The organism is Massilia sp. Masssp94 (assembly GCF_059491305.1).
This window is the reverse complement of sequence record NZ_CP168501.1, coordinates 3,950,627-3,970,444: the sequence shown is the minus strand read 5'-3', so window position 1 is coordinate 3,970,444 and position 19,818 is coordinate 3,950,627. Positions and strand designations below refer to the sequence as shown.

At 65.5% G+C, this 19,818-nt stretch carries 19 protein-coding genes; 11 read left to right on the top strand and 8 right to left on the bottom strand.

What is annotated here, in order from left to right; translation table 11 throughout:
• Positions 1–10: 10 nt before the first annotated feature.
• From ACEN9G_RS17630 to ACEN9G_RS17615, 4 genes are read right to left on the bottom strand one after another with little or no spacing between them, the layout of a single operon-like run.
• Positions 11–157 carry a hypothetical protein gene (locus ACEN9G_RS17630; protein WP_200948778.1) on the bottom strand — a complete coding sequence of 49 codons (147 nt, stop codon included), beginning with the start codon at positions 155–157 and terminating at the stop codon, positions 11–13.
• On the bottom strand, positions 154–1,134 hold the full coding sequence (locus ACEN9G_RS17625; RefSeq protein ID WP_413337374.1) for a quinone oxidoreductase family protein: 981 nt from the start codon (positions 1,132–1,134) through the stop codon (positions 154–156). Before ACEN9G_RS17625 ends, ACEN9G_RS17630 begins: the two co-directional genes overlap by 4 nt.
• Before the next feature lie 19 nt (positions 1,135–1,153).
• Complete coding sequence (locus ACEN9G_RS17620; RefSeq protein WP_413337375.1) at positions 1,154–1,534, bottom strand: methylglyoxal synthase; 381 nt, start codon at positions 1,532–1,534, stop codon at positions 1,154–1,156.
• 21 nt (positions 1,535–1,555) lie between these two features.
• Positions 1,556–2,482, bottom strand: coding sequence for a DMT family transporter (locus ACEN9G_RS17615; protein ID WP_413337376.1), 927 nt, complete (start codon positions 2,480–2,482; stop codon positions 1,556–1,558).
• A gap of 167 nt (positions 2,483–2,649) precedes the next feature.
• On the opposite strand from ACEN9G_RS17615, the gene ACEN9G_RS17610 reads away from it, so the two are divergent.
• The 3 genes from ACEN9G_RS17610 to purD all read left to right on the top strand — a co-directional run bounded on the left by ACEN9G_RS17610 (position 2,650) and on the right by purD (position 5,538).
• Positions 2,650–3,420: a DUF2182 domain-containing protein gene (locus ACEN9G_RS17610; RefSeq protein ID WP_413337377.1), complete on the top strand. Its 771-nt coding sequence runs from the start codon at positions 2,650–2,652 to the stop codon at positions 3,418–3,420.
• A 104-nt stretch (positions 3,421–3,524) separates the two neighbouring features.
• A complete protein-coding gene (locus ACEN9G_RS17605) occupies positions 3,525–4,250 on the top strand; it encodes a YebC/PmpR family DNA-binding transcriptional regulator (RefSeq protein ID WP_413337378.1) in 726 nt (241 codons plus the stop codon).
• Positions 4,251–4,266: 16 nt separating this feature from the next.
• The gene (gene purD, locus ACEN9G_RS17600) at positions 4,267–5,538 is read left to right on the top strand and encodes a phosphoribosylamine--glycine ligase (protein ID WP_413337379.1); all 1,272 of its coding nucleotides are present in this window, start codon (positions 4,267–4,269) and stop codon (positions 5,536–5,538) included.
• 99 nt (positions 5,539–5,637) lie between these two features.
• Here the strand turns inward: purD and ACEN9G_RS17595 are convergent, their stop codons facing one another.
• The 3 genes from ACEN9G_RS17595 to ACEN9G_RS17585 form a co-directional block, all read right to left on the bottom strand.
• Positions 5,638–5,823 (bottom strand): GIY-YIG nuclease family protein, encoded by a 186-nt coding sequence (locus tag ACEN9G_RS17595; RefSeq protein WP_483127739.1) that lies wholly within the window; start codon positions 5,821–5,823, stop codon positions 5,638–5,640.
• 316 nt (positions 5,824–6,139) lie between these two features.
• Positions 6,140–6,724, bottom strand: coding sequence for a VPLPA-CTERM sorting domain-containing protein (locus ACEN9G_RS17590; RefSeq protein ID WP_413337380.1), 585 nt, complete (start codon positions 6,722–6,724; stop codon positions 6,140–6,142).
• A 60-nt stretch (positions 6,725–6,784) separates the two neighbouring features.
• Complete coding sequence (locus tag ACEN9G_RS17585) at positions 6,785–9,157, bottom strand: dockerin (protein WP_413337381.1); 2,373 nt, start codon at positions 9,155–9,157, stop codon at positions 6,785–6,787.
• 456 nt (positions 9,158–9,613) lie between these two features.
• Between ACEN9G_RS17585 and hemF the strand changes: the two genes are divergently transcribed.
• From hemF to ACEN9G_RS17545, 8 genes are all read left to right on the top strand, one after another.
• Entirely contained in the window at positions 9,614–10,525 is a 912-nt protein-coding gene (gene hemF / locus ACEN9G_RS17580; protein WP_413337382.1) for an oxygen-dependent coproporphyrinogen oxidase, read from the top strand.
• Positions 10,522–11,181 (top strand): nicotinate-nucleotide adenylyltransferase, encoded by a 660-nt coding sequence (locus tag ACEN9G_RS17575; protein WP_483126796.1) that lies wholly within the window; start codon positions 10,522–10,524, stop codon positions 11,179–11,181. The genes hemF and ACEN9G_RS17575 overlap by 4 nt, the downstream gene beginning before the upstream one ends.
• Positions 11,181–11,867, top strand: coding sequence for a ribosome silencing factor (gene rsfS / locus ACEN9G_RS17570; RefSeq protein ID WP_413337383.1), 687 nt, complete (start codon positions 11,181–11,183; stop codon positions 11,865–11,867). The genes ACEN9G_RS17575 and rsfS overlap by 1 nt, the downstream gene beginning before the upstream one ends.
• A 6-nt stretch (positions 11,868–11,873) precedes the next feature.
• Entirely contained in the window at positions 11,874–12,344 is a 471-nt protein-coding gene (rlmH, locus tag ACEN9G_RS17565) for a 23S rRNA (pseudouridine(1915)-N(3))-methyltransferase RlmH (protein ID WP_259449803.1), read from the top strand.
• Between the two features lie 4 nt (positions 12,345–12,348).
• Positions 12,349–12,969, top strand: a complete 621-nt coding sequence (locus ACEN9G_RS17560; protein WP_413337384.1) for a Maf family protein — start codon at positions 12,349–12,351, stop codon at positions 12,967–12,969.
• Positions 12,970–13,064: 95 nt separating this feature from the next.
• Positions 13,065–14,540: a ribonuclease G gene (gene rng / locus ACEN9G_RS17555; RefSeq protein WP_056328307.1), complete on the top strand. Its 1,476-nt coding sequence runs from the start codon at positions 13,065–13,067 to the stop codon at positions 14,538–14,540.
• Between the two features lie 75 nt (positions 14,541–14,615).
• Complete coding sequence (gene galA / locus ACEN9G_RS17550) at positions 14,616–17,462, top strand: beta-galactosidase GalA (RefSeq protein ID WP_413337385.1); 2,847 nt, start codon at positions 14,616–14,618, stop codon at positions 17,460–17,462.
• A gap of 356 nt (positions 17,463–17,818) precedes the next feature.
• A complete protein-coding gene (locus ACEN9G_RS17545; protein ID WP_413337386.1) occupies positions 17,819–18,922 on the top strand; it encodes a glycosyltransferase family 9 protein in 1,104 nt (367 codons plus the stop codon).
• Positions 18,923–19,001: 79 nt separating this feature from the next.
• Here the strand turns inward: ACEN9G_RS17545 and ACEN9G_RS17540 are convergent, their stop codons facing one another.
• Positions 19,002–19,811: an ABC transporter substrate-binding protein gene (locus ACEN9G_RS17540; RefSeq protein ID WP_413337387.1), complete on the bottom strand. Its 810-nt coding sequence runs from the start codon at positions 19,809–19,811 to the stop codon at positions 19,002–19,004.
• Positions 19,812–19,818 lie beyond the last annotated feature (7 nt).

The following is a 19,818-nucleotide window of genomic DNA, read 5'->3' as shown; positions in this document are numbered from 1 at the left end:
CGCCGCGGGCCTAGCCCAAATACGCTTCCGACAGGAACGTAATCCCGATAATCAGCAGCACCGCCAGCATCAGCACCACGAGCAATCGCCCGAAGTGCGGTTCCGCCGCCGGTTGCGGATCGATCGGCGGTTCGTTGTCGTCGCTAAATTCTCTCATGGCAGCAAAATGGTCTTGCCCGTCGTGCGGCGCCCTTCGAGGGCGATGTGGGCCTGGGCCGCGTCGGCGAGGGGGAAACGCTGGTGGATGTCGATGCTCACTTTACCGCTCGCCACCACGTCGAACAGGTCGGCCGCCATCGCCTCCCGCTGCGCGCGCGTGGCCGCATACGACTGCAGGGTCGGCCGCGTGATGTAGAGCGAGCCGCGCGCCGACAATTCGTTCAGCGAGAACGGCGGCACCGGTCCCGACGAATTGCCGAAGCTGACCATCAGCCCGCGCGGCCGCAGGCAGTCCAGCGAGCGCGTGAACATGTCCTTGCCGACCGAATCGTAGACGACCGGCACCTTTGCTCCGTTCGTGATCTCCAGTACGCGCTGCACGACATCCTCGTCACGATAGTTGATGACATGCGCCGCCCCACGCTGCCGCGCCAGCGCCGCTTTCTCGTTTGACCCCACCGTGCCGATGAGGTTCACGCCCAGCGCACGCGCCCATTGGCACGCGATCAGGCCGACGCCGCCGGCCGCCGCGTGGAACAGGATCGTCTCGCCCGGCTGCACGGCATAAGTCTGCTTGAGGAGGTATTGCACGGTCAGGCCCTGCAGCATCATCGCGGCGCCCGTCTCGAACGGGATGGCGTCCGGCAGGTGCACGAGCACGTCGGCCGGCATCACCCGCAGCTGGCTGTAGGCGCCGTTCGGGCGCGCCGCGTACGCCACGCGGTCGCCCGACTTGACGTGCGTGACGCCCTCGCCCACCGCCTCGACGACGCCCGCCGCTTCCTGGCCGAGGCCGTTCGGCAGGTCGAGCGGGTACAGGCCGGAGCGGAAATACGTGTCGATGAAATTCACGCCGATCGCGTGGTTGCGCACGCGCGCCTCGCCGGGGCCGGGATCGCCGACCTCGACGTCGACGTATTCCAGCACCTCGGGCCCGCCGGTGCGCGCGAAGCGGATCGCCTTTGCCGTCGTCATGGCCGCTCTCCCCCGGGAATCAGTCGGCCTTCGACTGCAGCTGCGACAGCACGAGATGGGCGCTCGCCACGTTCGTCGCGCACGGGATGTTGTGGACGTCGCAGGCGCGGACCAGCGCGTTGATGTCCGGTTCGTGCGGCTGCGGGGTCATCGGGTCGCGCAGGAAGATCACGCAGTCGATCGCGCCCTCGACCAGCTGGGCGCCGATCTGCAGGTCGCCGCCGACGGGACCGGAATGCATGCGCCTCACCTCCAGGCCCAGCTCGTTGATCAGGCGGCCGCCCGTGGTGCCGGTGGCCGACAGCGTGCAGCCGCGCAGGAAATCCACGTACTCGGCGGCGAGGGCGATCATGTCGTCTTTTTTCTTGTCGTGGGCGATCAGGGCGATGCGAGGTTTCATGTTCCGTTCCGTTTCGGTTTGTCAGGGTGTTTTTTTCTTCGACAGCAAATAGATCCCGCCCAGCACCAGGCCCGTTCCGGCCAGTTGCACGGTCGTGATCGGTTCTCCCAGCAGCGCCCAGCCCAGGAACAGCGTCGACACCGGCCCGATCATGCCGGCCTGGGATGCCGTCGTCGCACCGATGCGCTGGACCGCCGCCATCGTCATGAAGACGGGGAAGATGGTACAGAATATCCCATTCACGAGCGAGAGCCCGTAAACCGGCAGCGGCTGCACCAGCATGCCGGCGGGCCGCAGGATGAAGAACTGCGCGATGCACGCGGCACTCGACACGCACATCGCGTACGCGACGAGGCGCAGCGAACCGATGCGGCGCACCATCTCGCCCGTGCCGAGCAGGTAGGCCGCGTAGCACGCCGCCGAACCGAGCACGAGCAGCGAGCCCGTGACGGTGCTCCCCGTCCCGCCCTGGAGGTCGTGCGCGAACACGAGCACGATGCCGCAGTACGACAGCGCCAGCGCGATCCACTCCGCGCGGCCGATGCGGCGCTTGAAGACGAGCGCCGTGATCAGGAGGACGAACGTCGGCGTGAGGAACAGGATCAGGCGCTCGAGGCCCACCGAGATGTATTGCAGGCCGAGGAAATCGAGGTAGCTCGACAGGTAGTAGCCGATCAGGCCCAGTCCGGCGAGGCGCCAGCGGTCGCGCACGGCGAGCGGCGGCTCGGTCCGCATCTTCCACACCGCCACGGCCGCAAACACCGGAAGCGAGAACAGCATTCTGAACGCGATCAATGTGACGGCGTCGATGTGGTAGCGGTACAGCAGTTTGGCGACGATGGCCTTCGTGGAAAACAGAACGGCACCGCCGATGGCGATCGCCAGGCCGCCCAGCGCGGCCGGGCGTATGGTCGGTACAACAGGTAAGTCGGCTGCAGTTTTACTCATCCGACGATTGTACGGGGAATCCGCATAGCCGGCTGAGGACGCCTCCGAACGCAGCCGGCCGGATGCGGTCCAATCGCTGTCGATACTCAACCGCATCACAGCTCAACTTTTCGGGAGATGTCCATGGCACACCACGCAACCGCGCAACCGGCCGGAGCGCGCCCCCGATGAGCCGCGCCAGCGGCGTCGGCCGCCCCGGTGCCGACCGCACCGTCGTCCTCACCCTGCTCGTGCTGCTCGCGGCGCTGTGCTGGGCGTTTCTGCTGTTTCGCGTCGGTCGCCTGTCGCCGCTGGGGACGGGTAACGCGGCCCATTTCCGGGTCGGACCGTACCACGAGGACGACCTCGCGCGCCTGCTGGCGCTGTGGACCGTCGTCATCGCCGCGATGATGCTGCCGGCGGCCGCGCCGTCCGTGCTGCTGTACGCCCGCGTGAAGCGGCTCGTGCGCGAGCGCTGGGTCTATCCGTCCACGTTCCTGTTCATGCTGGGTTATCTGTTCGTCTGGACCTGCTGCGCCCTCGCCGCGACGCTGGCCGACTGGCAGCTGCACGACGCCGGCGGGCTCGACGAGACGATGGCCATCGCGCACCCGACGGTCGGCGCCCTCGCCCTGGTCGCGGCCGGGGTCTACCAGTGGACGCCCGCCAAGCACGTGTGCCTCGACAACTGCCGCGCGCCGCTGGCGTTCGTCCTGACGCACTGGCGCCGCGGGATGTGGGGCGCGTTCCGCATGGGCATCGCGGATGCGCGGTATTGCACGGGCTGCTGCTGGCTGCTGCTCGCGCTCGTGCTGCCGGCCGGCGTGCTGAACCTGCCCGTCATCGCCGGGCTCATCGCGCTGATCCTCGCCGAAAAACTGCTGCCCGGCGGGCACGTGGTGGCGTGCGCGACGGGGCTCGGGCTGGTCGGACTGGGCACGGCGTTGTTGTTTCCCTGACAGTATTTAGACGGATGCGCTATGATAAAATGTCGAGGATTATCAATACCCGGGACCTCGAAGATTGCAGTTTGCCGAGGTTCCCTGTCTAAGGAAGACTCGACATGGCTGGACACAGCAAATGGGCCAACATCAAGCACAAGAAAGCCGCCACTGATGCCAAGCGCGGCAAGATCTGGACCCGACTGATCAAGGAAATCACCGTCGCGGCCCGCATGGGCGGCGGCGACGCCAACACCAACCCGCGCCTGCGCCTCGCCATCGAAAAAGCGGCCGACGCTAATATGCCGAAGGATAACGTCAACCGCGCCGTGCAGCGCGGTTCGGGCGGCCTGGAAGGCGTCAACTACGAAGAAATCCGCTACGAAGGCTATGGCATCGGCGGCGCGGCGATCATCGTCGACTGCATGACCGACAACCGCGTACGCACGGTGGCCGAAGTCCGCCACGCGTTCAGCAAGTTCGGCGGCAATATGGGGACCGAAGGCTCCGTCGCGTTCATGTTCAAGCACACGGGCCAGTTCCTGTTCGCACCCGGCGTCGAAGAAGACAAGCTGATGGAAGCGGCGCTGGAAGCCGGTGCCGACGACGTCATCGCGGACGACGAAGGCGGCTTCGAAGTGCTGTGCGACCCGAACGCCTTCGCCGGCGTCAAGGAAGCCCTGGAAAAGTCCGGCTTCAAGGCCGATTCCGCCGAAGTCATCATGAAGCCGGACACCGAGACGGTGTTCACCGGCGAAGACGCGCTCAAGATGCAGAAACTGCTCGACGCCCTGGAAAACCTGGACGACGTGCAGGAAGTCTATACGAACGCAGTCATTGAAGAGTAAGCAGCGAAAGCAATCCATGAAAATCCTGGTAGTCGGCTCTGGCGGCCGTGAACATGCCCTGGCCTGGAAACTGGCCCAATCCGATCGCGTCCAGATGGTCTACGTCGCACCGGGCAATGGCGGTACCGCGCGCGATGCGCGCCTGATCAACATCGACATCACCGACCCGGCCGCGCTGGCCGACTTCGTCGTCGCGGAACACGTCAACCTGACGCTGGTCGGGCCGGAACAGCCGCTGGCGGCCGGCATCGTCAACCTGTTCCGCGCGCGCGGCCTGAAGGTCTTCGGCCCGACGAGGGAAGCGGCCCAGCTGGAAAGCTCGAAGGACTTCGCGAAGGCCTTCATGCACCGCCACGGCATCCCGACCGCGCAGTACCAGACGTTCACCGACGTCGCCCAGGCCCACGCCTACATCGACGCCCAGGGCGCACCGATCGTCATCAAGGCCGACGGCCTCGCCGCCGGCAAGGGCGTCGTCGTCGCGATGACGCTGGAAGAAGCGCACCAGGCGGCCGACGACATGTTGTCGGGCAACCGCTTCGGCGACGCGGGCGCACGCATCGTCATCGAGGAATTCCTCGCCGGCGAAGAAGCCAGCTTCATCGTCATGTGCGACGGCAAGAACGTCATCGCCCTGGCCACGTCGCAAGACCACAAGCGCCTGAAGGACCACGACCAGGGCCCGAACACGGGCGGCATGGGCGCATACTCGCCGGCACCGGTCGTCACGCCGTCGATCCACGCGCGCGTGATGCGCGAGATCATCAACCCGACCATCCAGGGCATGGCCAAGGACGGCATCCCGTACAGCGGCTTCCTGTACGCGGGCCTGATGATCGACGCGGCCGGCGTGCCGAAGGTCATCGAATTCAACTGCCGCATGGGCGACCCGGAAACGCAGCCGATCATGACGCGCCTGAAGAGCGACTTCGTGACGGTGCTCGAACACGCCTGCAACAGCACCCTGGACAAGGTGGAACTGGAATGGGACCGCCGCACGGCGGTGGGCGTCGTGATGGCGGCGGCCGGCTATCCGGACGCGCCGGCCAAGGGCGACATCATCGACGGCATCCCGGCCGAAACGCCGGAATGCGTCACCTTCCACGCCGGCACCCAGATCGTGGGCGGCACGCTGCAGACGTCGGGCGGCCGCGTGCTGTGCGTCGTCGGCCTGGGCGACAGCGTCAAGATGGCGCAGAAGCAGGCGTACGAGACCGTCGAGAAGATCCACTTCAATGGTGCGCAGTATCGGCGCGACATTGGGTGGCGTGGGATCAAGCAGGCGTGATGGCGTAGCGCCCTTCAACAACGAAAAACGGAGGCGCGCAGCCTCCGTTTTTTTACCCTACCGTCGTTCCCGCGCAAGCGGGAACCCATGCTGAGCTCGCTAGCCTACAATATCAGCATAGAGGTCACGCCACCGGGGATTGGTCTTCTGAATCAGCTCCACCTTCCACGACCTGTCCCACTTCTTGATCTGCTTTTCGCGCCGGATCGCTTCCATGATATCGGCGTGAATCTCATACCAGACCAGCATCTTGACGCGATATCGCTTTGTGAATCCTTCAGCCAGGCCTTCGCGGTGCTGCCAAACACGTTTACGAGGTCGCTTGTCACGCCAACGTAGAGTGTTCCGTTCAAGCCGCTCGCCAACATATAGACGTAGCTTGATCTGTCCATGGTTGAGTCCTCGATGCCGAAAGTGACATGTTCCAACGATGGACTCGTTTTATTGCTGAGATGCTGCAAAAGTTCGCATGACTCGGCGTTCCCGCGCAAGCGGAAATCCATATAGAGCAACCGGGTTCAGTAACGTCGAAGCACCGTGACGCGCTGAATGGGCTGACTTCGGAAGCTCAGCATGGGTTCCCGCCTTCGCGGGAACGACGTCATTTCCGGCGACGCGCCACGCCACCCGCGGCCAGTCCACCCAGCATCAGCGCCAGCGTCCCCGGCAGCGGCACCGAACCGCTCGGCGCAGCCGCTTCCACGTTGACGTTGTCGATCTGGTTGAAGAAGCCCGAGCCGATGCGCAGTTCGGTAATGCCGGTGAGCACAGTGCTCCACGTACCCGAATCCTGGATCGAACCGACCGACACGCCGTCGGCCGACACGTCGCTCCAGTCCATGAAGTAGTCGAAGCTGTTCAGGTTGAACTTGCCGCCGCCAACGCGGGTCAGCGTGACGAACGTGTCCCAACCGTTTTCCATACCGTCGTGCCAGTTCCAGGTCGACGGTTCGTACGTGCCGTCGCCGACGTGGGCCGCGTCCGCGTCCGCGCCCGGCGCGTTCAGCGTGACCTGGAAGCCCGATTCCACATAGGTCAGGTTCGGGCCGTTGTACGTCATGCTGCCGGCCAGCGGAAAGCCGTCGCCGTACATCATCTCGGTCAGGCCATCGAAGTTCAGGACGGTGGCGCCGGCGCTGCCTGCTGCCATGAAGGCGACGGCGGCGAGAATGGATTTGAATTTCATGAAAGTCTCCGAAAATATTCGATACCGCCGGCGCCATCGCGGGCGCCGGCATTGCCATCATCAGTAGGTGAAGAACACGCCGCGGCCCGCGCCGGCGGCATAGACGCGTCCAGGTACGGTCTGGTCGGCCGCCAGGTTGCTGATGCCGGCGTACTGGTGCTTGTCGTCGTTGATCCGGCGCCAGGTCTTCGCACCGTCATCCGAGCGGTACACGCCCCACACGTTGTTGATGATGCCGACGATGTAGATCGAGGACGAGTACGTCGCACCGGCGGGCGCCTTGCCCAGCGCGATGGACGTCGCGCCGTACACCTGCGGGTAGCTCCACGTCTCGTTGCTGCCCCAGTCCGGCGCCGTCACGTCCAGCTTCGTCCAGGTTGCGCCCGAGTCGGTCGAGTGCAGGATGCTGAAACCGTCGACCACCCAGACATCGCCTTCGGCATTCGGATTGACGGCGATCGACGACTGGTAGAACGCCGCCACCCGCGCGCCGGCGCTCACGAACGTCGTGCTCTCGGTGAAGGTGTGGCCGCCGTCGTTCGAGTACCAGAAATGCGACGTGTCCGACCACTGGTTCCACCATGCGCCGCCCGAGTTGAACGCATAGACCTTGTTCGGGTTCTTGCGGTCGGCGACGACGCGGTAGCCGCGGCCGATGCCCACCGCAGGCAGGTCCGGCAGGTTCGTGTACGTCCAGGTGGCGCCGTTGTCGGTCGTGTAGGCCGGACGCGCACCGGACGGTGCCCAGACGGCCTTGCCCGGCGCGGTGACGGCGATGGTTTCCTCGCCGCCCTGGTGGTCGTTCGATGCCGCGTCCGGGTGCTTGCCGGCGAACGGCGTCCAGGTCACGCCGGAGTCGGTCGAGTAGGCGCCGCGCGGGTTGTTCTGGACCCAGCCGCCGGTGCCGACCGCCGCGATGTAGGCCGGATTCGACCAGGCCGTGTCGGCGGAGTGGCCGTTGCTGAAGTAGCCGAGCGGGCCGCGCGTCGGCTTCTTCAGCACCTCGGTCTGCACGTGCGTGCCGATGTCGCCCGAGCTGCGCAGCAGCGCATAGTTGGCGCCCTTCGGCGGGGTCGTCAGGCTGATCGTCGCGGTTTCCTCGAGATTGGTCACATCCAGGTTCCACGTCGGCGTGGTGGCCGATGCGGTCTTCGTCTCCCAGATGCCGCCGCCGAACACGTGCAGGATGTGGTCGGGGTTGTTCGGATCGATCTCGACGTCGTCCACCCAGCCGGAGAAGTCCACATCGGACGGGGTGTGCGGGGTCATCGACGCGATCTCGCGCCAGGTCAGGCCGGCGTCGTCCGACACCTGCACGACCGGCTGGCCCTGCCAGTTACCCCATGAGTTCGACACGCCCAGCGCGATACGGGTGGTCGGGCCGGAACCGGAGACCGACAGGCCACCCATGCCGAAGTTCACCCATTGCTCCGTATCGTAGCTCTTCAGCAGCGTCCAGTTCGTACCGTCGAACTTGTACAGGCGGGCCGGGCCGCCGGCGCCGGGGCCCATGTCCTTGGTGAACGCCACGTAGATGATGCCGTCCTTGGCACGCACCATGTGCGGAATATAGTAGCCCGTGACCGGCGTCGCGATACCGGTCCAGGTCGCGCCGCCGTCGGTCGACTTGTACAGGTTGGCGGTCAGGCCGGCCGCGGCGGCGTAATCCGGGGCCACCGCCGTGTAGATGGTCTGCGTGGCCGTGCCCGCGCCCGTGGTCGAGGTGTCGAACAGCACGCTCTCGATGCCGCCCGAGGTACGGCCCGGCAGGGAACCGATCTGGTCGCCCGGATACTGGAACGACGTCAGCGACGTGACCTGGTTCCAGGTCTGGCCGTAGTCCGAGCTCTTCCACAGGCCCGACGTGCGCGAACCGTAGTACAGGACCGACGGCTGGTTCGGATCGACCATCAGGCGCTCGCCGATGGCGCGGCCCGGATCGTTGGAACCGGCGCGGAACGGCAGGTCCACGTGCGTCCAGCTGTCGCCGCGGTCGGTGGAAATATACAGGCGGGCGTTGGGTCCCGACCAGTCGTACATGCCCGTGACGAGGTACACGCGCTTGTCGTCGGTCGGATCCAGGGCCACGCTTTCGGCCCCGTTATAGAATTCTTCGCGGATGCCGAAGCTGTCCGTGATCGGCGTCCAGCCGGAAGTGGCCGTATCCCTGCGGTAGACCCCGCCCATGTCGGTGCGCGCATACAGCACGTTCGGGCTGGTCGGGTGGAAGATCAGCCCGGTCACGTAGCCGCTGCCGCCGTACTTGACGCTCTGCCATCGGCTACCCGTCGTCGCAACGTTTGCGCCGCCGCCGGACGCGCTGCCGATCATGGCGGCGAAGGAAGGCGATTGCGAGGACGGGCTGCTACCGCCACCGCACGCTGCCACCAGGCCCGCCACAGCGCAGGCCAGCGCAAGAGTTTGCTTCTTCATACTTGGACTCCGAGAAAGTTGAACCGTTGTTGCCGGTCGTTTGCTGCGATGCACCACCCCGCCGGGCACGGCCGAAGACGGTCCGTCACGATCGAAATGATGGATGGGGAATGACTGGTGGCGTTACCGCCTGGGCGCGGACCGCGTCAAGGTCGCGGCCGAAGAGGGATCGTGTGTTCCATGAAGGTCTCCGTCGTTTTCGTTATTAACTCGTTCCGACACCGGCCTATGCGGCTGGCGTGAAATCGGTTTCTTTCGACCTAGACTATTAGCAATACGTACGCGTTTCTTGCATTCGTAACGAAGAAAGCTAGAAAAGTGCAGAAAATTGTAGAGATTTGCGCAGGATTTTTATTCGCGCAGGAGAGGTGTTGGAAACGGTGTTGGCGGGTGCCTGTCACGATCCAGTTCATCAGTGTACAATCCCCGTTCGCTTTTTTTCTCTCACATTTCCACATGGCTACAATTAATCCGGCCGCCGTCAAGGCCTGGCTGCTCGACCTCCAGGCGCGCATCGTGCAAGCGCTGGAAGACGTCGACGGCAAGTCCTTCTTGCGCGACACGTGGGAACGGGCCGAAGGTGGCGGCGGCGTATCGCGCCTCATCGAAGGCGGAAATGTGATCGAGCGCGGCGGCGTGAATTTTTCGCACGTGCGCGGCGCCAGCCTGCCGGCGTCGGCAATGGCCGCGCGGCCGGAGCTTGCGGGACGCGCCTGGGAAGCGATGGGCGTGTCGCTCGTGCTGCACCCGCACAATCCGTACGCACCCACCGTGCATATGAACGTGCGCTTTTTCGAAGCGACGGCCGAGGGCAAGGATCCCGTCTGGTGGTTCGGCGGCGGCATGGACCTGACGCCCTATTACGGCGACATGGATGACGCGCGCCACTTCCACCAGGTCTGCCACGACGCGCTGGCGCCGTTTGGCGACGAACTGCATCCGCGCTTCAAGCGCTGGTGCGACGATTATTTCTATATCAAGCACCGCAAGGAAGCGCGCGGCGTCGGCGGCATCTTCTTCGACGACTTCAACGAACTCGGGTTCGAGCAGTCGTATGCGATGGTGCAGAGCGTCGGCAACGGCTTCCTCGATGCCTACCTGCCGATCCTGCAACGCCGCAAGGACCAGCCGTACGGCGAACGCGAGCGCGATTTCCAGGCATACCGGCGCGGCCGCTACGTCGAGTTCAACCTCGTGTGGGACCGCGGCACCCTGTTCGGCCTGCAGTCGGGCGGCCGGACGGAAGCGATCCTGATGTCGATGCCGCCGATCGTCAAATGGCGCTACGACTGGCATCCGGAACCGGGCAGCCCGGAAGACAAGCTGACCACCGACTTCCTGCCGCACCGGGATTGGCTCGCCCCGTGACGAGATGTGTTGCTCTGCTGGGCGGCAGTTTCGACCCGGTGCACCACGGCCACGTCGCGCTGGCCGAGTTGTTTGCGCGCCAGCTCCACCCGGACGAATTGCGCGTGCTGCCCGCCGGCCAGCCGTGGCAAAAGAAGAGTGGCCTGGAAGCGGGCGACGCCGACCGCGTGGCCATGCTGAAGCTGGCGTATGCGGGGAGCGTCGCGCCGGTGACGATCGATACCCGCGAGATCGACCGTCATGGCGCCACGTACACGGTCGAAACCCTGCGCGGCCTGCGCGCCGAGCTCGGGCCGGATACGTCCATCGTGTTCGTGATGGGCGCGGACCAGTTGCAGAAGCTGGACACCTGGCGCGACTGGCGCGACCTGTTCGCGCTGGCCAATTTCGGCGTCGCCGCCCGCCCCGGCTACCGGCTCGACGATGCGGCGCTGCCGCCCGCCGTGGCAGCCGAACTGGCGCAGCGGCGCGCGTCGTTCGACGACGTGCGCGCCAGCACGGCGGGCAAGGTGTGCCTGGCGCACACGCTGGCCATCGACATTTCGGCCACGCAGGTGCGCGCAGCCCTGCACGCCGAACCCCGTACTGACATAAGCGCGCTCGTTGCGCCGCAAGTGCTAGACTATATTCAACAACATAACTTGTACAAAAACTAATGGATATCAAGAAACTGCAAACGCTCGTCGTCGACGCCCTCGAAGACGTCAAGGGCCAGGACATCGTTCTGTTCGACACGACGCACCTGACCAGCCTGTTCGACCGTATCGCGGTCGTGTCGGGCACGTCGAATCGCCAGACCAAGGCGCTGGCCGCCTCGGTGCGCGACAAGGTCAAGGAAGCAGGCGGCGACGTGGTCGGGCTGGAAGGCGAAGACACGGGTGAATGGGTCCTCGTCGACCTGGGCGACATGATCGTGCACATCATGCAGCCGGCCATCCGCCAGTACTACCGCCTGGAAGAAATCTGGGGCGACAAGCCCGTGAAACTGGGCGCCGCCAAGCGCAAGTCGACGGCCGAGGGCCAGGACGCGGCCGCACCGAAGACCAAGTCGAAGCACCTGGCCGCGAACCAGGAGCAGGAAGACGCGAAGCCGGTGCGCGAGCGCAAGCCGGCCGCGAAGAAGTCGGCTGACGCCAAGCCGGCCGCCAGGAAACCTGCCGCCAAGAAGATCCCGACAGGCGGCACTGTGAAGGTTGCCGTGTCCAAGACCGCTGCCGCGGACGCGAAAGCTGCCAAGGCGGCCAAGGCTGCTGCCGCACCGAAGCGCGCGACGAAAGCCGCAGCCGAGGGCGACGCACCGGCCAAGAAAGTCATCCGCCGCATCAAGAAAACCGAAGAATAAACTGCGATGCAGTTGTTCATCGTCGCGGTCGGCCACAAGATGCCGGCCTGGATCGAGACCGGCTTCGCGGAATACGCGAAGCGGATGCCGCCGGAGCTGCGTATCGTGCTGAAGGAAGTGAAACCGGTCGAACGGTCCGGCAGCAAGACGGCGGCCACCGCGATGGCGCTCGAACGCGAGCGCATCGAGGCCGTGCTGCCGAAAGGCGTGCGCATCGTCGCCCTCGACGAGCGCGGCAAGGATCTCACCAGCGTGGGCCTGTCGCAAGCGTTGGAGGCCTGGCAGCAGGACGGGCGCGACGTGGCCTTCCTGATCGGCGGGGCCGACGGCCTCGATCCGGAACTCAAGGCACGCGCGGACGGTCTGATCCGCATCTCCAGCATGACGCTGCCGCACGGTATCGTGCGCGTGATGCTGGCAGAACAGTTATATCGTGCCTGGTCCATCACCCAGAACCACCCCTACCATCGGGTATGAGCCGATGAAACAGACCGACAAGAAAATCTACCTCGCCTCGAAGAGCCCGCGCCGCCGCGAACTGCTGCGCCAGGTCGGCATCGATTTCGACATCCTCAGCCTGCGCTCCGATCCGGCCCGCGGCATCGACGTCAGCGAAGACATGTTCGCGGGCGAGCCCGCCGTGGACTACGTGGCGCGGGTGGCGCGCGAAAAAGGCGCGTTCGCGTGGAACGTGCTGCACCTGCGCCGCATGCCGCTGCGCCCCGTGCTGTCGGCCGACACGACCGTCACCATCGACGGCGAGATCCTCGGCAAGCCGGCCGACCCGAAGGAAGCGCATGCGATGCTGGAACGCCTGTCGGGCCGCACGCACCAGGTGCTGACGTCGGTCGCGCTGCACTACACGGACGTGTTCGAGCAGGTGACGCAGGTGTCGAACGTGCGCTTCGCCCAGCTCACGCCGGCAGCGATCCGCGCCTATTGCGCGACGCCGGAACCCTACGACAAGGCCGGCGCCTATGGCATCCAGGGCCTCGCCGCCCTGTTCATCGAGCACATCGAAGGCAGCCATTCCGGCATCATGGGCTTGCCCGTGTTCGAGACGGCGCAGTTATTGCAGAAAGCGGGCGTCAGCGCGCTATAACGTGACGTATACGGTTGCTCGGCCTTACGCGTGGGCACGGAGTGCTCACCCTACGTGTATGATGTGACCAGAGACAACAATTAGAATCCGGCCTCATGACTGAAGACATCCTGATCAACATCACCCCCCAGGAAACGCGCGTCGCGCTGGTGGTTCAGGGTGCCGTACAAGAGCTGCACATCGAGCGTACGCTCACCCGCGGTCTCGCGGGCAACGTCTATCTCGGCAAGGTCGTGCGGGTACTCCCAGGCATGCAGTCGGCCTTCATCGACATCGGCCTCGAACGCGCCGCATTCCTGCACGTGGCCGACATCTGGGAAGCCAGGCCGCACGACGGCGCGAACGGCAGCAGCAGCGCCCCTCCAACGCCCATCGAAAAGATCCTGTTCGACGGCCAGGTGCTGACCGTCCAGGTGATCAAGGACCCGATCGGCACGAAGGGCGCGCGCCTGTCCACGCAGATCTCGATCGCGGGCCGCATGCTCGTCTATCTGCCGCAGGATAAACACATCGGCATCTCGCAGAAGATCGAGAAAGAATCCGAGCGCGAAGCCTTGCGCGCGCGCCTCGCGGGCCTGCTGCCACCGGACGAAAAAGGCGGCTATATCGTGCGTACGCAGGCCGAGGACGCGTCCGACGCCGACCTCGCCGCCGACGTCGACTACCTGCGCAAGACGTGGGGCGCCATCATGACGGGGGCGCGCACGCGTCCCGCGACGAGCCTGCTGTACCAGGACCTGAGCCTGGCCCAGCGCGTGCTGCGCGACTTCGTGCACGACGAGACGGCCGCGATCCTCGTCGACTCGCGCGAGAACTACCTGAAACTCGTCGAATTCGCCCAGGTGTACACGCCGAGCGTGCTGTCGCGCCTGCAGCACTACACGGGCGAGCGCCCGCTGTTCGACCTGTACGGCGTCGAGGAAGAGATCCTGCGCGCGCTGGGGCGGCGCGTGGACCTGAAATCGGGCGGCTACCTGATCGTCGACCAGACCGAGGCGATGACGACCATCGACGTCAACACGGGCGGCTTCGTCGGCGGGCGCAATTTCGCCGACACGATCTTCAAGACGAACCTGGAAGCGGCACACGCCATCGCGCGCCAACTGCGGCTGCGCAACCTGGGCGGCATCATCATCCTCGACTTCATCGACATGGAGAACACCGAGCACCGCAACGCCGTGCTCGCGGAGCTCAAGAAGACCCTGTCGCGCGACCGCACGAAGGTGTCCGTGAGCGGGTTCTCGGCGCTGGGCCTCGTCGAAATGACGAGAAAGCGCACGCGCGAATCGCTGGCCCACATCCTGTGCGAGCCCTGCCCCGCCTGCGGCGGCAAGGGACAAGTCAAGACGAGCCGGACGATCTGCTACGAGATCCTGCGCGAACTGCTGCGCGAAGCCAAGCAGTTCAACCCGCGCGAATTCCGCATCGTCGCGTCGCAGGAAGTGGTCGACCTGTTCCTCGAGGAAGAGTCGCAGCACCTGGCCATGCTCGGCGACTTCATCGGCAAGCGGATCTCGCTGCAGGTCGAGCGCGGCTATCACCAGGAACAGTACGACGTGATCCTGATGTAACGCTGCCGAAAATCATAAGCGGCATCGGGTTTTTCCATAGTCGACAACCGCTGCCGCCCTTGATAGGGTTGCAGGATGCTTAACAGACGCAATTTCCTCAAGAGCGCCGGTGCGCTCGCCACCACCTCGGTCTTCGGCCAGTCCGCCGCCTACGCGGCAACCAGCGAGGCGCGCCCCGCGCCCGGGCGCACGGTGGTGTCGCTCAACAAGGGCTGGCGCTTCCATGAAGGCGACATCGCGTTTCCGGTCATCCGGGGCCATGGCTGGACCTATGCCAACGCCAAGGCCGGCAATGCCGGCGGCGCGGCCGCGCCCGGCTTCGACGATTCCGAATGGGACAGCGTCGCGCTGCCGCACGACTTCGCCAGCGCGCAGGTGCCCGAGCAGAACGCCAACGTGGCGCAGGGCTACCGCAAGCGCGGCATCGGCTGGTACCGCACGCTGATCCGCCTGGACGAGGCGGACCACGGCAAGCACATCGAACTGCAGCTCGACGGCATCGCGACCCTCGCCACCGTCTGGTTCAACGGCACGCAGGTGGCGCACACGTGGAGCGGCTACAGCTCGCTCTACATCGACCTGACCCCGTTCGCCACCTACGGCGACGCGCTCAACTCGCTGGTGATCCGCGCCGATGCCGACGCCATGCAGGGCTGGTGGTACGAAGGCGCCGGCATCTACCGCAACACGTGGCTCGTCAAGCGCGAGCAGGTGCACATCGTCACCGACGGCGTGTTCGCCCATCCGGTGTACGCCGACGGCCAATGGACCATTCCGCTCGAAGTGACCTTGTACAACATCCGCAAGAGCGCGCAGCGGGTGCGGGTCGAGAGCGTCCTCGTCGACGCTGCAGGCAAGACCGTGGCCAGCTTCAGCGCCCCGGCCGACGTGGGCGTGCTGACGCGCCAGGTCGTCACCGGCAGCATGCGCGTGGCCGCGCCTGAACTGTGGAGCCTGGAAGAACGCAACCTGTACAGCATGCGCACCCGCGTGCTGCAGGACGGCAGGCTGCTCGACGAAGTCGTCACCCGCTGCGGTTTCCGCACCCAGCGCTTCGACCCCGAGCTCGGCTTTTTCCTCAACGACCGGCACGTCAAGCTGCAGGGCGTGTGCATTCACCAGGATCACGCCGGGGTCGGCGTGGCCGTGCCTTACGGCCTGCTCGATTACCGCATGCGCCGCCTCAAGGAACTGGGGGTCAATGCGATCCGCTGCTCGCACAATGCCCAGGACAAGCGTTTCTACGCGCTGTGCGACGAGCTGGGCTTCCTCGTGATGGATGAAAACCGCGTGTTCAACCCGTCGCCGGAGCACGTCGACGAGCTGACCTGGCTGGTGCGCTGCCACCGCAACCACCCGTCCATCATCCTGTGGTCGGTGTTCAACGAAGAACCGGTCCAGGGCACCGAGCAGGGCTACGAGATGGTACGCCGCATGGTCGCCGCCGTGCGTGCGCTCGACACGTCGCGTCCCACCACGGCCGCCATGAACGCCGGCCAGTTCGAGCCCGCCAACGCGGCGCAGGCCGTCGACGTCGTCGGCTTCAATTACCAGTACCAGGCCTACGACGCTTTCCACCAGGCCTTCCCGACCGTGCCGATGACGTCGTCCGAAGACACCTCGGCCTTCCAGACGCGCGGCGAATACGTGACCGTCCCCGACAAGCACATCTTCGCCGGCTACGACGACGACGCGTCCTCCTGGGGCTCGACGCACCGGATCGGCTGGAAAGCCGTGGCCGAGCGGCCGTTCGTGGCCGGGGCGTTCGTGTGGACCGGCTTCGACTACCACGGCGAACCCACGCCGCACGAATGGCCATCGAATTCGTCGTTCTTCGGCATCATGGACCTGTGCGGCTTCGCGAAGGACGCCTTCTGGCTGCACCAGGCCCAGTGGCGCAAGGAACCGGTGCTGCGGCTGGCGCCGCACTGGAACTGGGCCGGCAAGGAAGGCCAGCCCATCACCGTGATGGCCTTCCACAACATGGATGAAGTCGAAGTGTTCCTGAACGGCCGCTCGCAAGGGCGCCAGAAGGGCGACATCTACGAGATGAACCGCTGGCAGGTGCCGTATGCGCCCGGCAAGCTGGCCGCCGTGGGCTATCGCGGCGGCAAGGTGGCCAAGCGGTTCGAGGTCGAGACCACCGGCGCGCCGGTCGCGCTCAAGCTCACTCCGGACCGCCGGTTCATGCTGGGCGACGGCCTCGACGCCCAGCCCATCCAGGTCGAAGCGCTCGATGCGAAGGGCCGCCACGTGCCGCTGGCGCAGCACCAGATCGTGTTCCGGGCCGAGGGCGCCGACATCATCGGCCTGGGCAACGGCAACCCGAACGACACCAGCAGCGAAAAGGGCAACACGCGCGCCCTGTTCAACGGACTGGCCCAGGTGATCGTGCAGACCCGCGAAGGCAGCGCGGGCATCCTCAAGCTGCGCGCCAGCGCGCCCGGTCTCGAACCAGCGGTGCTCGACGTCGAGGTGCGCACAGCCCGGCCGTGGCCGTACCAGGCCACGTCTGCGCCCGTACAGATCCTCGATGGCTGGCGCTCATCGCCGCCGAGTTCGACGCCGATCGATCCCAACCTGCGTCCCGCCGGCACCGACATGAATTCGTGGGGCTGGATCACGCCCGGCACCCGCGCCAAAGCGGCCGAGCAGACCGGCTACATGCTGTACGCCACCGACGTCCGGGCCTTCGCCCGCGTGCGCAAGCACGGCGGCAGGCTGGAACTCCTCGAGGTCACGGGCCCGTGCCAGGTTTTCATCGACGGCAGGAAAGTCGCAGAAAAAACCACCGGCGCTCCCGGGCCGCTGCGCATCGCCTTCCCGGCCGGCGAGGCGGTCTCCCGCCTGAGCGTGCTATGCCCGTTGACGGCCGGGCAACCGCACGGCCTGAGCGGCGTCGTGCGCCTGTTGTCCGTCTAAATCACCAGCGCGAGTTCGCATGGCGTAGAATCCAGCCCTCCGTGCCGACGGCACGGCGCGCTGATGTTAATTTAATACGCCAGTTTCGCCGTCTCCAGGACAAGGATTTGTCATCCTGTTCAGTTCATGTTGCTCGCACAGGACAATGCGTCTAAAAATATGGTCAGGGGCAACGCAGTGTCCCGGTTTGGACTACAATTCGAGACAATTTGTTGAAGATTTCGAGAGTTGGCGGTAGTGTGCATCCTCACCAGGCAGATGCGCAGCCAGCCGACCGGTTAGCGCTGCTGAATCGCAGACCCTGATATACCGCTGGCGGCGTCGGACAACAACTGGCAGGCGACCCGTAAGAGACAATGAACGTACCTCTCATTCCTACCGATCTGCTGAAGAAATCGGATAAGATCCTGTTCATCGCCCACCTGGCGTTGGGCGACTACACCTATTTGCAGAACTGCTTCCAGGCGTTCGCGCGCGCCTACCCGCACCTGAAACTGCACCTGTGGGTGGACGAAGTGCGCCGCACGAGCGACGCCTCGCAGTGGCCGCACCTGAAAAAGAACGTCCTGTACGACTGGCTCGACGCCTGCGACTTCATCGGGAAGGTCTACAAGCAGAATTATTCGCCGGAGCTGTTCCAGGCTTCCATCCGGGAAGCGCAACAGGAACACTACCCGATCGTCGTCTCGCTCGGCACCCTGCGTCCGCACTTCTACGCCGACCTCGCGCGCGAGATCAGTCCGGACGGCTTCGTGCTCGGCCTGAAGAAGCCGCACGGCCTGCAAGGCCTGATCCACTGGTTCAGCTACCGCAAGCTGGACGCCAGCCTCGACCCGGACGTGGCCGACCGCGCGAGCGCGCCGCACATCAGCGACGTGCATGCGGACTGGTTCCGCCAGCTGGCCGGCGTGGACATTCCGCCGGCCGGGCGCATCCCGTTCGTGCACATTCCCGGGCAGTTCGTCGAGGGTGCGAAGGCGCGCCTGCATGAATGGGGCTTCGACGGCCGCCGCGGCAAGCTCGTCTTCATCAACCCGTTCGCCAAGACGCGCAAGCGCTGCTGGCCCGTCGAGCGCGTGGCCGAACTGATCACGACGATGCGCGCCCAGCCGGAATGGCGCGACGCGTGCTTCATCGTCAACGCGGTGCCGCAGGAAGTGGACAACGTGAAGGCCATGCTGGCGCGCCGCCAGCTCGACCGCACGGAACTGTTCAGCGCCAACGAAAACTTCTTCCAGCTGCCCGCGATGCTGGCGCAGTGCGACCTGATCGTCTCGGTCGAGACGGCCGTGATGCACCTGGCGAATGCCGTGGGCGTGCCGGTCGTCGCGCTGATGCGCCAGAAGACGCCGGAATGGGCCCCGGTCGACAAGGCCAACTCCACCGTCATCACGGCGGATCAGCGACGGGACTGGGTCAAGGCGATTCCGGTCGATGCGGTGATGCACGCGCTGGCGTGAATACAAGGGCCGGTTGAACGCGTGGGCTCGGGGAGCCCACCCTACCGCAGCCGTAGGGTGGGCACCCTGTGCCCACGCGCTACTTAGCCGAAGGGAAGAACAACTGCTCCCCCGCCGGCTTGAATGACGCAATCTTCGCCTGCCCCTCCGGGGACGTGATCCACTCGATCAGCGCCTTCGCGCCCTTGTAGTTGATCCCCTTGTGCCTTTCCGGATTGACGGCAATGATCCCGTACGGATTGAACATCCGCTTGTCGCCCTCGACGAGAATGGCCAGCCCCGTCTTCGCTTGATAGGCGCCATACGTCGCGCGGTCCGTCAGCGTGTACGCGCCCATCTCCGCCGCCATGTTCAGCACCTCGCCCATGCCCAGGCCGGCGTTGACGTAGTTGCTGCCGGCGGGCTTCGTACCGGCCTGCCGCCAGTAGCCTTTCTCCATCACGTCCGTGCCGGAATTGTCGCCGCGCGAAATGAATTTCACGTTGGCCGCCGCGATCTTCCTGAAGGCCGCGATGACGTCGCGGCTGCCCTTCACCCCCGCCGGGTCGGCGACCGGTCCCGCGACAATGAAGTCGTTGTACATGACGTCGTGGCGGTCGATCCCCCAGCCCTCGGCCACGAATTTGTCTTCCAGCGCCCGCGCGTGCACGAGCGTCACGTCGACGTCGCCGTTCTTGCCCAGCTCCAGCGCCTTGCCGGTGCCCACCGAGATCACGTTGACCCTGATGCCCGTCTTCGCCTCGAACGCGGGCAGCAGGTAGCCCAGCAGGCCCGAGTTCTCGGTGCTGGTGGTGGTCGACAGTCGCAGCACCTTGTCGGACTGTGCATGCGCGAATGGCGTCGCGACCGCCAGGCCGGCGATGATGGTGAGGATGGAACGGCGCTGCATCGATTCT

What these genes read in the sequence shown, in the direction of transcription:
- ACEN9G_RS17630 (WP_200948778.1), bottom strand. Translation starts at nt 157, where the DNA reads ATGAGAGAATTTAGCGACGACAACGAACCGCCGATCGATCCGCAACCG.
- ACEN9G_RS17625 (WP_413337374.1), bottom strand. Translation starts at nt 1,134, where the DNA reads ATGACGACGGCAAAGGCGATCCGCTTCGCGCGCACCGGCGGGCCCGAG.
- ACEN9G_RS17620 (WP_413337375.1), bottom strand. Translation starts at nt 1,534, where the DNA reads ATGAAACCTCGCATCGCCCTGATCGCCCACGACAAGAAAAAAGACGAC.
- ACEN9G_RS17615 (WP_413337376.1), bottom strand. Translation starts at nt 2,482, where the DNA reads ATGAGTAAAACTGCAGCCGACTTACCTGTTGTACCGACCATACGCCCG.
- ACEN9G_RS17610 (WP_413337377.1), top strand. Translation starts at nt 2,650, where the DNA reads ATGAGCCGCGCCAGCGGCGTCGGCCGCCCCGGTGCCGACCGCACCGTC.
- ACEN9G_RS17605 (WP_413337378.1), top strand. Translation starts at nt 3,525, where the DNA reads ATGGCTGGACACAGCAAATGGGCCAACATCAAGCACAAGAAAGCCGCC.
- purD (WP_413337379.1), top strand. Translation starts at nt 4,267, where the DNA reads ATGAAAATCCTGGTAGTCGGCTCTGGCGGCCGTGAACATGCCCTGGCC.
- ACEN9G_RS17590 (WP_413337380.1), bottom strand. Translation starts at nt 6,724, where the DNA reads ATGAAATTCAAATCCATTCTCGCCGCCGTCGCCTTCATGGCAGCAGGC.
- ACEN9G_RS17585 (WP_413337381.1), bottom strand. Translation starts at nt 9,157, where the DNA reads ATGAAGAAGCAAACTCTTGCGCTGGCCTGCGCTGTGGCGGGCCTGGTG.
- hemF (WP_413337382.1), top strand. Translation starts at nt 9,614, where the DNA reads ATGGCTACAATTAATCCGGCCGCCGTCAAGGCCTGGCTGCTCGACCTC.
- rsfS (WP_413337383.1), top strand. Translation starts at nt 11,181, where the DNA reads ATGGATATCAAGAAACTGCAAACGCTCGTCGTCGACGCCCTCGAAGAC.
- rlmH (WP_259449803.1), top strand. Translation starts at nt 11,874, where the DNA reads ATGCAGTTGTTCATCGTCGCGGTCGGCCACAAGATGCCGGCCTGGATC.
- ACEN9G_RS17560 (WP_413337384.1), top strand. Translation starts at nt 12,349, where the DNA reads ATGAAACAGACCGACAAGAAAATCTACCTCGCCTCGAAGAGCCCGCGC.
- rng (WP_056328307.1), top strand. Translation starts at nt 13,065, where the DNA reads ATGACTGAAGACATCCTGATCAACATCACCCCCCAGGAAACGCGCGTC.
- galA (WP_413337385.1), top strand. Translation starts at nt 14,616, where the DNA reads ATGCTTAACAGACGCAATTTCCTCAAGAGCGCCGGTGCGCTCGCCACC.
- ACEN9G_RS17545 (WP_413337386.1), top strand. Translation starts at nt 17,819, where the DNA reads ATGAACGTACCTCTCATTCCTACCGATCTGCTGAAGAAATCGGATAAG.
- ACEN9G_RS17540 (WP_413337387.1), bottom strand. Translation starts at nt 19,811, where the DNA reads ATGCAGCGCCGTTCCATCCTCACCATCATCGCCGGCCTGGCGGTCGCG.